Below are 13529 nucleotides of genomic sequence, written 5' to 3' on the forward strand. Positions count from 1 at the left end.
GGCCCTCGGCGCGTCACTCCTCGCGTACCTGCCCGATCTCCCGTACCCGCAGCTCGTAGTGGAGCGTCGGTGTCCCCATCACCTTGTGGGCGAGGGGGACCAGGACGCCGTGGGTGACCGGGTATTTGCGGCGCAGCAGCTTCGCCGCGTGCCGGTCCTCCGGGCTGTCGTGGTCGAGCAGCCGGGCGCGGGCGTGGATCTCGGGGCCGGTCGGGGCGCCGCGCAGGGTGGAGGGGGCGATCTCCACCTCCGGGTTGTTGCGCAGGCGTTTGGTCTTCCAGGCGCTGCCGGGCGTACGGAAGTAGGCGTGGTCGCCTTCGACGGCGATGTTGACCGGGGTGCCGACGCCGCTGCCGTCCTTCTTGTGGCTGGTGAGCAGGACGGCCCACTGCTTGACGAAAGGGGTGAGCCGAGGACTGGGGCTGGGGCTCGGGCTGGGGCCTGTCGGAGTCGGAGTGCTCATACCTCCATCCATGCACCGGACGCCCGGTTTGTCACCCTCGCGTGCGCCGTTCGACCCAGACCTCCAGGCCGTCCAGGATGCGCTGCAGACCGAACTCGAAGTGGTCGAAGCCGGGGGCGAAGGTGTCCTCGGAGAGGGTGGCGAGGACGGGGTAGCGGCCGGAGGCCATGGCCCTTTCCAGGACCGGGAGTTGGGCCCGCCAGAACTCCTGGTCCGTCAGGCCCGTGCGGCGCTCGGCCTCCTGCTGGTGGACCTGGGCACGGGCCGCCCCGACGACGTACCCGTCGACCATCACCACCGCCGAGACCAGCTCGGGATCGGTCAGCCCCATCGGTTTGATGCGCGCGAGCACGCTCTCCAGGCCGTCGAGTGAGCTGGGCCCGAGGACCGGGCGGGACTGGTTGACCTGGAGCAGCCAGGGGTGGCGGCGGTAGTGGGCGAGGGTGGAGCGCGCCATGGCTTCGAGGGTGGCGCGCCAGTCGCCGTCGCCCAGCTCCTCCGGGGCCGGGCGCTGGACGCGGTCCAGCATCAGGTCGAGCAGCTCGGCCTTGCCGGGGACGTACCGGTACAACGACATGGCGCCGGTGCCGAGTTCGGTGGCGACGCGGCGCATCGACAGCGCCTGCACGCCCTCGGTGTCCGCGATGCGCACGGCCGCCTCGACGATCCCGTCGAGGGTCAGACCCGGCTTGGGGCCACGGCTGGGACGGGGTCCGGTCGCCCACAGCAGTTCGAGGGTGCGCGCGATGTCACCACTGCCGCTGGTCTCCGTACCGCCGCCGTCACCACCGCTGCCGCTCGTCATACGCCGAGCTTAGAACCCCGCGCGCATCGGTCGCACACGAACTGGGTACGTCGTACGCGAAAACGAGTACGGTGTACCCAGTTCGAGAGGGCAGGGGTGGGCGCGGGAAGACCGGGAGGGCGTCATGGACGACTGTGTGGTGCGGGCGGAGGGCCTGGAGAAGCGGTACGGCGAGAAACGCGCCCTCGACGGGTTCGACCTGCTCGTCCGCCAGGGCACGGTGCACGGACTGCTCGGCCCCAACGGCGCCGGCAAGACCACCGCCGTACGCATCCTGGCCACGCTGCTCCGGCTGGACGGCGGACAGGCGACGGTGGCCGGACTCGACGTGGCCACGCAGCCGCGCGAGGTCCGCTCCCGGATCGGGCTCACCGGGCAGTACGCGGCGCTGGACGAGATCCTCACCGGCCGGCAGAACCTGGAGATGTTCGGCCGGCTCTTCCACCTCGGCGGGAAGCGGGCACGGTCGCGCGCTGCCGAACTCCTGGAACGCTTCGGCCTGGTGGCCGCCGCCGACAAGGGCGTCAAGGGCTACAGCGGCGGCATGCGCCGCCGCCTCGACCTCGCCGCCTCGATGATCCTCGCCCCCGCCGTCCTCTTCCTCGACGAGCCGACCACCGGGCTCGACCCGCGCGGCCGGGGTGAAGTCTGGGACGCCGTACGGGCGTTGGTGGCCGACGGCACGACCGTACTGCTCACCACGCAGTACCTGGAGGAGGCCGACCGGCTCGCCTCCCGCGTCACCGTCATCGACCAGGGGCGCGCGATCGCCGACGACACCCCCGACGGGCTGAAGCGGCGCGTCGGCGGCGACCGTATCGAGGTCGTCGTCGGGCAGCGGGACCGAATTCCCTGGGTGGTACGGGCAGTTGCCCAGGTCGCGGACAGCGAACCGGAGGTCGATCTGGACGGCCTGCGCGTCCACGCACCGGTGACCGACCGGGTGGCCGCGCTCACCCATGTGGCCCGCACGCTCCAGGACTTGAGGGTCCCGGTGGAGGACATCGGGCTGCGCCGACCGAGCCTCGACGACGTGTTCCTGCGGCTCACCGGCCGCCGTACGGAGGAGACAGCGGACGTAGAGGGTGCAGAGGAGACGGCCGCGTGAGCGCGGTGGAGGCACCCCGTACGGGCGGTGGCCGTCGCGGGGCCCGTCGCGGGGGCCGGAGCCATGGCCGGCTGTACTGGACGCTCGCCGACTGCTGGAACGTCGTACGCCGAGGCCTCACCCACTACAAGCGTCAACCCATCAGCATCCTCTGGCAGTTGGGCTTCCCGATCCTGTCCGTGCTGCTGTACGGCTATGTCTTCGGCAACGCGATCCAGGTACCGGGCGGCGGGGACTACAAGAAGTTCCTGATGCCCGGGATGTTCGTGATGACGATGGCCCTCGGGTTCGTCACCACGGCGACGGTCGTCGTCTACGACTCCAGCAAGGGCGTCATCGACCGGTTCCGCTCCATGCCGATGGCCCCTTCGGCGGTGGTCGCCGGGCGCGGGGGAACGGACCTGATCGTGGCCTGCGCCGAGCTGGGGATCATGATGGTCACCGCGTACGGCATGGGCTGGCGGCCGGACGGCGGACTCGGCTTCGTGCAGGCCTTCGGGCTGCTGCTGTGGCTGCGGTTCGCGCTGATCTGGGTGGGGATCTGGCTCGGCCTGGTCGTGCCCAGCCCCGAACAGGCGGGCGGGCTGTTCGCGGTGGTCTTCCCGGTGACGATGGTCTCCAGCATCTATGTGTCGCCCCAGCTGATGCCCGACTGGCTGGGCCAGGTCGCCCTCTGGAACCCGATCTCGTCCACGGCCTCGGCCGCCCGCGAGCTGTTCGGGGCGCCGGGGGTGACCGGGAACTCGTGGGTGGAGCGGCACGCGCTGCTGATGGCGGGGGTGTGGCCGCTGATCCTGACGGTGGTGTTCCTGCCGTTGGCGGTGCGGAGGTTCAAGAGGCTCAGTCGGTGAGCCGGTGAGCCGGTGAGCCGGTGAGCCGGTGAGCCGGTGGCGTCGTATGTGCCGTACGTCTTGACGTGGTGATGGTATGTCAGTTTCCTGGAGGTGCGCGGTCCGTGGGAGCGCTCCCACATGTTCCGGGGCCGCGCCTCCCCGAAGGGAACGAGCGACATGTTTCACGCTTGCCTGGCTCGGCGCCCGCACTGCGACAGTCTTTAACGTGCGCGTCCCTCCGAGCACGGCGACCGTTCGCCGGGTGCTTAACGCCGCCTGCCGCGGCGGGCTTGCCGACCTGCTCGGCGCGGATCCGGCCGGGGTCGAGACCGTCGCGGTGGACGGCAAGAGCGCCCGAGGCTCGCGGCATGTCGAGATCCCGGCCGCCCATCTGCTGGCCGCGGTCACCGGCGCCGGCCTCACGTCACCCAGCTGCGGGTGCCTGGCAACACGTACAAGCGTGTTGCCAGGGTGAATTCTGCCTACCCTTGCTACCGGGTTTGGCTATTCCGAATCCCAATGTCCGGCCTGTGTCGATGCCCCATTTCCTGGCGCATACATAGTCGACGCATACTCATTTTGTGCATACGCAGCCTGCTGCGGGACGAAGCCGACGCGGCCTTCCGTCGAGCCCCTCAACTGCTTATTTTCGCTCTGTTCCCTTAGTGATTTCTGCTTCTCACCCCTTTTGGCCTTCCCGTCCTCGTACATCCCGGCGAAGCAGCCCAGGAGTGCCAAAGGACCGACGTACCCGATAACATTAAGAACCTCCTCGGGGTAATTCTGCGTCCAGTAGGCGATCAGAGCCGTAGAACAGCACGCGAGGACAAGCTGGGCCACCTGGACCATGCGGCGACCAACCCCCCGGGCCGCCAGCCGCTCCCAGAACCCTTCACCCAAACTGTTTTGAGCCACAGTGAAATTTACCTCTCTTTAAGAAACAGCGATGGTGTCCCGCCATGGGTGTAGCCGATCAGGCAAACGGAACACCCAAGTCATGGTCCTGATCGCCTTTGCCGGTGGCTCTGTTGGAGCTCACGGCGCCGGTACCGGCGATGGCTGTCGGGCGCTCCGCGACGAGACGTTCCCGCCGGGTCCGGACCGGAGACGACAGGCCATGATCGGCTACAACAGGGCAGTCGACGTGACCGAAAACAACCTGCCCAGAGTGTGAAGCGCGGAGATCGCCTGCGTCAAATGGGTGGGAATTTGCGACATATTCTTATCTGTAGTGAATATTATCAATCGCTCTCGCGTATCTACTCGCAAAAAACATTCAAGTGCAGTCATCTGGCCGGTGCTACCAGGGGCGCTACAGCGCACCCCCGGACCCCGCCCAAGCGTGACAACCTCACGCGCGAATGCCGGTCTCGTCGTGGCCCATATCCGTGCACGCGTGAGGTCATCACGCACGTGACCTGTGACTTTCCGCCGTCAGGGGTCCTGAGTCGGCCTCTCTCCGGGAGCCGGCCCAGGCCCGTTCCAGGCTTCGCCGCCCCTACCTACGGCAGGTTTTCGCGTGATCCCGAGCGGCGAATCCCGCCGGGCCCGCACCCGTGATCAGGATCGGCCGTCGGCATCCCTGGCACCGGATGAACTCTCCGTGCTGGTCCGACTCGACCCACACACGCGAGCCCGCCGCCGTCTCCCACTCATTCCGCCTCACTCAATTCCCCCTTCTCTCTCGCCTACTCGGCACGTGTCAGGGTGACCGTGGACACGGTGAAGGACAGGTATCTGGCGAGCCTGAAGACGCCCGGGTTTCCCGGGAACGGCGGGGGAGGGGGTGGCGGCGGTAGTACAGCGGCCTGCGCCGCCTCCTACACGGTCAGCAGCGACTTGGGCGGAGGGTTCAACGCCGAGGTCAAGGTGACCAATACGGGGACGGTGGCGCTCAAGTCCTGGCAGGTGACGTGGACCTGGGGCGGTTCACAGGCGGTCACGAGGACTGAGGGGACGAGGGCATGAGGAAGGGGCGTCTGGTGTTCGCCGGGCGCCCCCATCTGCGTATGCAGAGTGATGAACCCATGCGAAACCTGGCCCTCCTGCCGAAAGCCCATCTGCATCTCCATCTGGAGGGCGCGATGCGTCCCGCCACGCTCGCGGAACTGTCGGGCGAGCACGGCGGACAACAACTGTTCGGCTTACGCGACTTCAAGTCGCTCGAGGACTTCATGTCCTTGTATCGCGTCGCTGCGCGGCTGGTGTGCGAGGGCCCGAGGGAGAACCTTCTGAGGCTGGTGCGCGAAGTGGTCGAGGATGCCGCCGTAGACGGAGTGGTATGGATCGAGCCACACGTGAACCCCCTGACTTACAAGGACGATCCGGACGCCGTGCTCGACCTGCTGGACGCGGTGATCGACGAGGGTCGCCGTACCGCTGCCCGGCTGGGTGTCGGCTTCGGCGTCCTGGTGTACGCCCGGCGCAACGCGGACCCTTCGGAGGCCGTCGCGGCCCCCCGCCTCGCGGTCCGGCGGGCGGACAAGGGGGTGGTCTCCTTCGGTCTGTCCGGAGACGAGGCCCGATACGGGCCGGAACCGTTCGCCGAGGCGTTTGCCGTCGCCCATGATGCGGGGCTCATTTCGGCCCCGCACGCAGGGGAACTCGCCGGTCCGGTCGGCGTAGGGCCGCACTCGACGTGCTGGGCGCGCGGCGGATCGCCCACGGTGTACGGGCGGTCGAGGACCCGGCTCTCGTCGCCCGCCTGACTGCGGAAGGCGTGGTCCTCGACGTCTGCCCCACCTCCAACGTCGCTCTCGGCGTCGTGGCGTCCCTGTCCGGCCACCCCCTGCCGCGGCTGCTGCCGGCCGGTGTGCGGTGCACCCTCAACGCCGACGACCCTCTGCTGTTCGGCCCAGGCCTACTGGAGGAGTACGAAACAGCTTGCGCGGTCTTCGCCCTCACCGACTCCCAACTCGCCGCGATAGCCCGCACCTCGGTCGTATCCTCTGGCGCCCCGCGCGCAATAGTGGATGACGCGGTCACGCTCATCGGAGACTGGCTGGATTGTGGGTCAGTGTTTAGCCCTGCGTGAAGTGGTCGAACTCTCCGGCCTTGGCACCCGTGAGCATGGCTTCCATCTCGGAGTGGGTGAAGAGGAGGGCGGGGCCGCTGGGGGCCTTGCTGTGTCGGATGGCGATGGCATCCGCGTAGGCGGCGAACTCGACGCAGTCGCCATCGGCCCCGGAGGCGGATGACTTCTGCCACGCAACACCCAGCGCGGATGCGTCCGGGATTATTCGATGCGACATACCGACTTATCCTTTGCGGTAATTTTTGAGGTGACTTTCTATGAGCTTCAATGAATCGGCCCCTCTGAGGGATTCCGACATCATGAGCCGGTTGAAAAGTCTACTGTAAGCCCGGACTTCTTCAGGCTCCTCCAGGAACCGAGTTCCGGTCAGTCCCTCCAGATAAACAACGTCGGGCTCCCATTGCTCTGGAAATGAGAGGATGACGAACGGGCCGAACAGGACGGCGTGAGATTCTGACGACTCCGGCAGTACGTGAATGTTGATCGTGCCTGGGTGTTCCTTGGCCAGGGTCAGCAGGTGTTCGAGTTGAGCTGCCATCACGTCGGGTCCGCCGACGGCGTGCCGGAATGCAGACTCCGAGATGACGCCCCAGAAGACCAAAGGGTTCGGTCGATCGAATGCCTGTCGTCGTCTGTCCCGGATGGCGAGCCGCTCGTTCTTAACTTCTTCGCTCATTTCAGGAGCGTGCTGACTGAACACGGCCGCCGCATAGTCATGCGTCTGCAACAGTCCTGGAATCAGGGTTGTTTGGGCGTTGTACGTGTCCGATGCGTCTGACTCGTAACCGATGTAGTCGGCATGCATGGCGCTCACGACTGAGCGGATGTCGGTTTCCCAGCCGCGGACATTGCCCCGCCTGCGCAGGTCGGCCACGTATGTGCGCAGGCCCTGATCCTTGACGCCGTATCGGCCGAGAAGCACGTCCAGGTCTTCGAGACTGATACCCAGACGTCCGGACTCGATACGAGACAACTTGGACTCGGACCAGCCGAGTTCGCTTGCCACTGAGTCCTGGCTGCCGTGAGCACCCTCCTCGCGCAGTCCTCGGAGGATGGACCCGAGCCGCACTTGGCGTGCAGTCGGCTGCAGTATCCGGCGCGTCGCCACGTGGCGCCTCCTTTCTTGGTTCGACCAGCGATAGCAGCGTGCCGGAGGCCTGTTCGGCAGGCAACTCGGCAACCACCCGAACGAGTTGAGGATGGGTTGCAGGGTTGCACCCCCCGCTGGAGGGATGCAGGATTGCAATCGAGTGCTCCGTGGTCGAGCGCTCACCCTCCGTCCTGCCGTGCCCTCAGAGGGGGATGCCCGCATGCCCGAAGTGATCGCACAACGCAACTACCCCACCACCAACCGCTCTGTCGGACGTGCCCGCACTGACTGTCGGAACTTCCTCGCCTCCTGCGGCCTGCCCGAGGCTCAGGACTTCGTGGACGACATGGTGCTCATGGTCAGCGAGTTGATGACCAATGCCGTGACCCATGGGCGCGTACCCGGCACATCTGGTCGACAGGTCCGCATGGCCATCGAAAGGACGGGCGACGTCATCCGCGTCGAGGTGCGGGACACCCAGAGCGACAAGAAGCCGCACCTGTGTGGGACCGGCCAGGACACCGGCGGCAGGGGTCTCGTGCTGGTCGACGCCCTGTCGGATGCCTGGGGTGTGAACCCAGGAGTCATCGGAAAAACCGTGTGGGCTGAGAAGAGGCTCGAACAGTGACACTGCTTGTCGGTTCGGGGGGTGCGGTCGTGTGCGTTGCCCTGGTCCTGGGCGTTGTTTGTACCATGCGTCCGCGTCCGCCGCAGCGGGGCAGGTGCAGGGCGCAGGTGCTCGACGTCGACCGAGCACCCAGGCAGCCGGACCCGTACGTGGGGCTCCTGCTCAGCCCTGAAAGGGCACGTTGGTACCGCTGGTGGAGGTGTTCGGAGCGCCAACGAGCGAATAGCGGACGAGGCTTGCCACTCCTCGCCTCCGAGTCGTGCTGGGAGTCTGTGGCCACCCCCTCGTTCCACGAGGGGGTGGCAGCACGCACCGAACGGCTTGAGGGCGTAGGCGCCATGGTGCGGCTCTACATAACGGTGCACATGGCGGAAGAAGGGCGCGGCGAACATGAGCGGTCCTTCCGGCGCCGCATGGCCCGCGGCTACGACGATGGGGGCGCCCGGTGACCAGCACCGGGCGCCCCCATCGTCGTACAAGGTCGTACGAGAGAAGGTCAGAGCTTCTCGATCACGTAGTCGATGCACTTCGTCAGCGCCTCGACGTCCGCCGGGTCGACCGCCGGGAACATCGCCACGCGGAGCTGGTTGCGGCCGAGCTTGCGGTAGGGCTCCGTGTCGACGATGCCGTTGGCGCGCAGGACCTTGGCGATGGTGGCCGCGTCGATCTCGTCCGTGAAGTCGATCGTGCCGATGACCTGCGAGCGCTTGGCCGGGTCGGTGACGAACGGCGTCGCGTGCTTGGAGTCCTCGGCCCAGCCGTACAGGGTGCGGGCGGAAGTGGCGGTGCGGCGGACCGCCCAGTCCAGGCCGCCCTGGCCGTTGATCCACTCCAGCTGCTCGTTGAGGAGGAACAGGGTGGCGAGGGCCGGGGTGTTGTACGTCTGGTTCTTGCGGGAGTTGTCGATCGCCGTGGGGAGCGAGAAGAACTCCGGGATGTGGCGTCCGCTCGCGTGGATGCGCTCGGCGCGCTCGATCGCGGCCGGGGAGAACGCGGCGAGCCAGAGGCCGCCGTCCGCCGCGAAGGACTTCTGCGGGGCGAAGTAGTAGACGTCGGTCTCGGCGATGTCGACGGGCAGACCGCCGGCGCCGGACGTGGCGTCCACGAGGACGAGGGAGCCCGCGTCGGCACCCGCTACGCGCTTGATCGGCGCGGCGACACCGGTGGACGTCTCGTTGTGCGTGTACGCGTAGACGTCGACGCCCGCCTCGGCCTCCGGGTCCGGGTGGGTGCCCGGGTCGGAGGAGATGACGGTCGGGTCGGCGAGCCAGGGGGCGAGCTTGGCTGCCTTCGCGAACTTCGAGCTGAACTCACCGAAGGTGAGGTGCTGCGACTTGTTCTCGATCAGGCCGTGCGTCGCGACGTCCCAGAACGCGGTCGAGCCGCCGTTGCCGAGGATCACCTCGTAGCCCTCGGGGAGGGAGAGCAGGTCCCGGATGCCCTCGCGCACCTTGCCGACCAGGTTCTTGACCGGGGCCTGGCGGTGAGAGGTACCGAGGAGGGAACTGCCGGTCGCGGCGAGGGCGTCCAGCGCCTCCGTCCGCACCTTGGAGGGGCCCGCGCCGAAGCGTCCGTCGGCGGGCTTGATGTCAGCGGGGATCTGGATGTCAGCCACGGGCGCGAGCCTATCGGCTCCGCGAAACGTGGGTGAAACGTCGTCCGTCGGATGAGACGGGGGGCAGTCGGACGAGGCGGGGGGCAGTCGGATGAGACGGGGGCAGTCGGACGAGGCGGCGGGCCGTCGGACCGGGCGGGGCCCGTTGGAACAGGCGGCGGGTCAATCCGTACGGGCGCTGTCCGTGTCGTCGGGGTCGATGTCCCGCGCCCGGTCGCTCATCTGGTCCCAGAAGCGGCGCATGCCGGCGACGGGCACCTTGCGCTGCCAGGGGGCCTCGCGGCGGAAGCGGAGGGAGGCCCACGCCCAGGGCTGCCACTTCTTCAGCAGGTCGCGCTGGTGCAGGCAGAAGACCTCGCTGAACTCCATCCGCAGGCTCTCCACCTTGGCCGGGTAGGGGCACATCTTCATCCGGCACTCGTCCGTGCAGCTGGACCCGGGCTGCGCCGCGCGTTCCGCCCCCCGGACGGGGTTCAGCCGGGTGCGGTCCTTGCGCAGGCAGGACGGCATCTGGGCCGGCTCGCGGGTACAGCGCTCCAGGATGCGGAACAGGTCCTTCGGTCGGTGCGAGCGCTCGCCGAGCACCATCAGCAGCAGTACGTCCGCCAGCAGCTGCTGTGCCGTGGGGTCCAGGCTGCTCCACCCGGTGGACGGCGGGATCCACAGGTTGTGGGCCCGTTGCTCCCCGGGCAGCCCGACCTCGGTGCCGATGCAGGAGGCCAGGGCAGCCTCGTCGATCCACAGGAACCGTTCGGGCCGCCGGGTCTGCAGAGCGCGTACCGCCAGCTTCGAGGCCGCCTCCACCAGGGGGTGCTCCGCCCGGTTCTTGTCGCCGAGCGACAGCCACTCCTTCACCTGGGCCCCGGGGTCCGCCCCGTGGCCGCGTATCGGCTGGTCCGCGTTGACGTCGTCGGGCAGGCTCCACAGGGTCAGGGCGTGCAGCAGCGTCAGGCGCGTGTACCAGAACGTGCTCTGGTTCAGCAGTTCCTGGGCCTGTTTGACGAGGAACTCGCGGGCCTTCTGGTTGGGCCGGGAGCCGGGCCGTCGGTTGGCGGCGTACTTGAATCCCAGGGCCAGCGCCACTCCCAGGCTGATGGGGGCGCCGGGGCCGTCCTGACGGATCTTGGATTTGGTCGTCTCCCCGGTAGTCTCCGCGGTCGCCACCCGGACCCAGTTCTCCAGGTCGTCGCGAGGGCTGGCGAGGTGGCGGGACATCATGGAGGAGTCGACGAGCAGCGGGAGGAGCCAGGCGCGCATGGTGTTGCAGGCCCACTTCCCCTTCTCCGCCAAGGCCTCCTCCTCGGCGTACCTGCGTTCCTTCCGTTCCCTCTCCTCGTCCAGGTCTCGCTGCGACCCGCGGTCGTTCCTGTCCGCCTCCTCGGAGGAAGGCTTCATCTCCTGGCCGTTGCACCCGCGTTGGGTCACGAGCGCTGTACAAGCCGCGGAGAGTCTGTCGCACAGTGCCTGGTACGCCGGTTCGCCACCCGCTCCTATCTCCTTGACGAGCGCCTCGCGCACCCGGCGGTCCGTTTCCTTGCGGCCGATCCCGAACAGGACGCTGTATGGCGGGTACGCCGGATGCTCGTACTCGGGGTTGCGGCTCTGGGCGGCGGCCACCCGGCGTACCGCCGTTCCGCACTGCTTCACCAGGGCGAGCTTCGCCTCGCGGAGCCTGGTGGGGTCCTCGTTCTGGCTGAGACGGTTCCAGTCCTTCGAGATCTCCGAGATGAGTTCGTGCTGTCTCGGGGCGGTCCGGACGCTGTCGATCTCCACGGCGGCGCCGTAGATCTCCAGCGCCCTCAGCCGCGGACCGCCACGCTCGTCGGGCTCGCCGTTACCGGTCGCCGGGAGCTGTCCGGCCACCCTCAGCGCGCGTTCCGCGTCCGTCAGCAGGTTTTTGGCCTGCTTCTTCAACAGCTCGCACATCGTGTCCACGGGGCAGGCCCGCTTGTGCGCCGGGGAGTCCCCGCAGACGCACTTTCCGTTCTGCGACCGGGAGTACAACGTGAGCGCGATGAGGAGTTCCCGTCCGCCCCGCCGCAGAGCGCCGACGATGTGTTCCGGCGGGCTGTCGGCCGTCGCGTTTTCGAACATCCTGTCCAGGAAGCGGGATCCGAGATAGGCCTGCACGATGCTGTGCTGAAAGCGGACCTTGTCACCGTCCTCGTGGACCAGACCCATCCGGGTGCCCCATGTCGCGGCGATTCGGACATCCACCCTGGGGCCTATCCACCAGTCGGCGCCGCCCGGTGTTCCCTCGCAGGGGTGTGCCTCACCCTGCTCACGGGCGCCGGGCTGGTGGGCGTACTCCTTCGGCGACCACCGCAGATCCGCCAGCCGGTCGTCCAGTTTCCGCGCGGCGCGCTCGTTCCACGGTACGTCCGATGTGAGTGCCCCGAGCTTGACGTCGGCGCTGTCCGAGGCCAGGCCGATACACGCGAGCGCGGAGATGTACTCCACGACCGCCAGCCTCGTGTCGTGGTCGATGGGGAGTTCGGGGTGGACGTCCCCGTCGACCAGCGCGTGGATCCACGTCTCCATGAGTTCCGCCCGCAACTGCCAGCTGTCATGGAGCTGAAGGTCCGGATTCCCGCCCCCGGTCCACAACGGTTCCAGCAGGTCCTTGCTGTGCAGATCCTTGGCGATCTTCAGGTAAATCGGGGATTCCGCCATGTTGGCGGCTTCCACGATCCGGTCGAGCAGGGTCGGATCGGAGCGCCAGCTGCCGCTGCGGGCGATGTAGCACAACGCCGCCTCGTTGCTCAGCGGCTCCAGTTCCGAGACGGCCGCCTGCATCGCACGCAGCGGTTCGTGCGGCCGCGAGGCGATGACCAACGGCAGGCCCTCCTGGCCGGCCCTGCGTATCGCGTCCCGGATCAGGTTGTCGCGGCGGCCGCTCATGCCGTTCTCGCTGAACGCCTCTTCCAGACCGTCCGCGAGGACCACGATCCGGTCGGCCCGCTGCCGAAGCCATCTCCAGATCCGGTCGATCTCGCCGTCGGACCGTACCTTCGACCGCACGATGTCGCGGAAACGCGCGAGCGCCATTTCGTCGAAGTCCAGCGGCGTCTCACCCTGGACGTCGCGCAGCCGTATCGGGATGGGTACGGCCCCCACGGCCGCGAGTTTCTGGGCGAGCCGGACCAGCAACGCCGTCTTGCCGACACCGACGCCCCCGACGACGACATGAGGCCGTCGGACGTGCTTGTCGCCCAGGTTCTTCATGATGGCGTTGCAGAGCTGGTCGCGTCCGACCACCTCATCCATCAGACTGCCCGCCGTCTGCACCAGGCGGCTGGGTTCGTGCCTCGCCTGATACGTGCAGAACCGGCGGACCTGCCACAGCCGCCAGGACAGGAACAGGAGGGTTGAGGCGGCGACGAGTAGTACTGGCATTGCCACGCCGGTGACCGCGTCGCATGCGGCGGCGTTGTTGCTGGGCTTGCCGCCCTCCTCCTGGCACAGCGCCTGCGGTCCGAAGTCATTTACCAACCACTTCTTCCCGATGAGGTCCAGCACCGCGACGAACGTCCACGCGAGCAGCGCCAGGGTCAACAGGGCCACCACCGCGACCAGCACGGTTGTCCCCGGCGGATTCCACCACCGTCTGGCGTGCGTGACGCCTCGGTGGATCAGCCACCGGCTGCGGAGGTGCCAGAAGACGGCGACGAACGGGCGCCGGCTGTGCGCCCACAGTTCCCGCAGGGGGCCTCCCTCCGCCGGGCCTGCGACGATCTTGACCTTGCGCTGGTGGAGTGCGTATCCCATTGACCACCACTCCGTCGGCTCCGCCGGGATCGGCCGGGGGCCGACGCTTCCGGGTACGGGGTGTAGAGGTGGAGGGATCCCTGCATCCAGTTCACCAGCCCCTGCCTGGCCTCGCCACTTGGATTCGCCCCCGCCGCCCTTACCCGTTCCCATCCCTGGGGGCTGCGCCCCCAGACCCCCCTTTC

General features: G+C 67.9%; 14 protein-coding genes and 1 pseudogene. 8 read left to right on the plus strand and 7 right to left on the minus strand.

The annotated features are described in order from the left end of the window. Window positions 1–13: 13 nt before the first annotated feature. Together LUX31_RS25630 and LUX31_RS25635 are read right to left on the minus strand one after the other, a co-directional pair. On the minus strand, window positions 14–463 hold the full coding sequence (locus LUX31_RS25630) for a PPOX class F420-dependent oxidoreductase (protein WP_235477368.1): 450 nt from the start codon (window positions 461–463) through the stop codon (window positions 14–16). A 31-nt stretch (window positions 464–494) separates the two neighbouring features. After that, a complete protein-coding gene (locus LUX31_RS25635; RefSeq protein WP_235477373.1) occupies window positions 495–1268 on the minus strand; it encodes a TetR/AcrR family transcriptional regulator in 774 nt (257 codons plus the stop codon). A gap of 124 nt (window positions 1269–1392) precedes the next feature. On the opposite strand from LUX31_RS25635, the gene LUX31_RS25640 reads away from it, so the two are divergent. The 3 genes from LUX31_RS25640 to LUX31_RS25650 all read left to right on the plus strand — a co-directional run bounded on the left by LUX31_RS25640 (window position 1393) and on the right by LUX31_RS25650 (window position 3684). Continuing rightward, entirely contained in the window at window positions 1393–2376 is a 984-nt protein-coding gene (locus LUX31_RS25640) for an ATP-binding cassette domain-containing protein (RefSeq protein ID WP_235477374.1), read from the plus strand. Window positions 2377–2381: 5 nt separating this feature from the next. Then, window positions 2382–3227: an ABC transporter permease gene (locus tag LUX31_RS25645; protein WP_235480045.1), complete on the plus strand. Its 846-nt coding sequence runs from the start codon at window positions 2382–2384 to the stop codon at window positions 3225–3227. A 208-nt stretch (window positions 3228–3435) separates the two neighbouring features. Continuing rightward, window positions 3436–3684 carry a hypothetical protein gene (locus LUX31_RS25650; protein ID WP_235477376.1) on the plus strand — a complete coding sequence of 83 codons (249 nt, stop codon included), beginning with the start codon at window positions 3436–3438 and terminating at the stop codon, window positions 3682–3684. 29 nt (window positions 3685–3713) lie between these two features. Here the strand turns inward: LUX31_RS25650 and LUX31_RS25655 are convergent, their stop codons facing one another. Then, on the minus strand, window positions 3714–4124 hold the full coding sequence (locus tag LUX31_RS25655; protein ID WP_235477377.1) for a hypothetical protein: 411 nt from the start codon (window positions 4122–4124) through the stop codon (window positions 3714–3716). A gap of 795 nt (window positions 4125–4919) precedes the next feature. On the opposite strand from LUX31_RS25655, the pseudogene LUX31_RS25660 reads away from it, so the two are divergent. The 3 genes and pseudogenes from LUX31_RS25660 to LUX31_RS37540 form a co-directional block, all read left to right on the plus strand. After that, window positions 4920–5153 (plus strand): annotated as a pseudogene (locus tag LUX31_RS25660) (cellulose binding domain-containing protein); the annotation flags it as partial. Window positions 5154–5173: 20 nt separating this feature from the next. Then, window positions 5174–5917 (plus strand): adenosine deaminase family protein, encoded by a 744-nt coding sequence (locus tag LUX31_RS37535; protein ID WP_268828201.1) that lies wholly within the window; start codon window positions 5174–5176, stop codon window positions 5915–5917. Beyond that, on the plus strand, window positions 5848–6243 hold the full coding sequence (locus LUX31_RS37540) for a hypothetical protein (protein WP_268828202.1): 396 nt from the start codon (window positions 5848–5850) through the stop codon (window positions 6241–6243). Before LUX31_RS37535 ends, LUX31_RS37540 begins: the two co-directional genes overlap by 70 nt. On the opposite strand, the gene LUX31_RS25670 is transcribed toward LUX31_RS37540, so the two are convergent. Both LUX31_RS25670 and LUX31_RS25675 read right to left on the minus strand, forming a co-directional pair. After that, the gene (locus tag LUX31_RS25670; RefSeq protein WP_235477379.1) at window positions 6230–6460 is read right to left on the minus strand and encodes a DUF397 domain-containing protein; all 231 of its coding nucleotides are present in this window, start codon (window positions 6458–6460) and stop codon (window positions 6230–6232) included. The two genes, LUX31_RS37540 and LUX31_RS25670, sit on opposite strands and share 14 nt — an antisense overlap. A gap of 6 nt (window positions 6461–6466) precedes the next feature. Next, window positions 6467–7351: a helix-turn-helix domain-containing protein gene (locus LUX31_RS25675; RefSeq protein WP_235477380.1), complete on the minus strand. Its 885-nt coding sequence runs from the start codon at window positions 7349–7351 to the stop codon at window positions 6467–6469. A 202-nt stretch (window positions 7352–7553) separates the two neighbouring features. Here LUX31_RS25675 and LUX31_RS25680 point away from each other — a divergent pair, with 202 nt between their 5' ends. After that, window positions 7554–7961 (plus strand): ATP-binding protein, encoded by a 408-nt coding sequence (locus LUX31_RS25680; protein WP_235477382.1) that lies wholly within the window; start codon window positions 7554–7556, stop codon window positions 7959–7961. A gap of 272 nt (window positions 7962–8233) precedes the next feature. Next, the gene (locus LUX31_RS25685; protein ID WP_235477384.1) at window positions 8234–8410 is read left to right on the plus strand and encodes a hypothetical protein; all 177 of its coding nucleotides are present in this window, start codon (window positions 8234–8236) and stop codon (window positions 8408–8410) included. 47 nt (window positions 8411–8457) lie between these two features. Here the strand turns inward: LUX31_RS25685 and serC are convergent, their stop codons facing one another. Both serC and LUX31_RS25695 read right to left on the minus strand, forming a co-directional pair. Continuing rightward, a complete protein-coding gene (gene serC / locus LUX31_RS25690; RefSeq protein WP_235477385.1) occupies window positions 8458–9576 on the minus strand; it encodes a phosphoserine transaminase in 1119 nt (372 codons plus the stop codon). Window positions 9577–9738: 162 nt separating this feature from the next. Continuing rightward, on the minus strand, window positions 9739–13344 hold the full coding sequence (locus tag LUX31_RS25695) for an NACHT domain-containing protein (protein WP_235477393.1): 3606 nt from the start codon (window positions 13342–13344) through the stop codon (window positions 9739–9741). Window positions 13345–13529 lie beyond the last annotated feature (185 nt).

Source organism: Streptomyces sp. GQFP (genome assembly GCF_021545335.1).
Classification (GTDB): Bacteria; Actinomycetota; Actinomycetes; order Streptomycetales; family Streptomycetaceae; genus Streptomyces.

Bases quoted from the DNA above. Each gene is read 5' to 3' on its own strand.
- LUX31_RS25630 (WP_235477368.1), bottom strand. From the start codon at position 463: ATGAGCACTCCGACTCCGACAGGCCCCAGCCCGAGCCCCAGCCCCAGT.
- LUX31_RS25635 (WP_235477373.1), bottom strand. From the start codon at position 1,268: ATGACGAGCGGCAGCGGTGGTGACGGCGGCGGTACGGAGACCAGCGGC.
- LUX31_RS25640 (WP_235477374.1), top strand. From the start codon at position 1,393: ATGGACGACTGTGTGGTGCGGGCGGAGGGCCTGGAGAAGCGGTACGGC.
- LUX31_RS37535 (WP_268828201.1), top strand. From the start codon at position 5,174: ATGAGGAAGGGGCGTCTGGTGTTCGCCGGGCGCCCCCATCTGCGTATG.
- LUX31_RS25670 (WP_235477379.1), bottom strand. From the start codon at position 6,460: ATGTCGCATCGAATAATCCCGGACGCATCCGCGCTGGGTGTTGCGTGG.
- LUX31_RS25680 (WP_235477382.1), top strand. From the start codon at position 7,554: ATGCCCGAAGTGATCGCACAACGCAACTACCCCACCACCAACCGCTCT.
- LUX31_RS25695 (WP_235477393.1), bottom strand. From the start codon at position 13,344: ATGGGATACGCACTCCACCAGCGCAAGGTCAAGATCGTCGCAGGCCCG.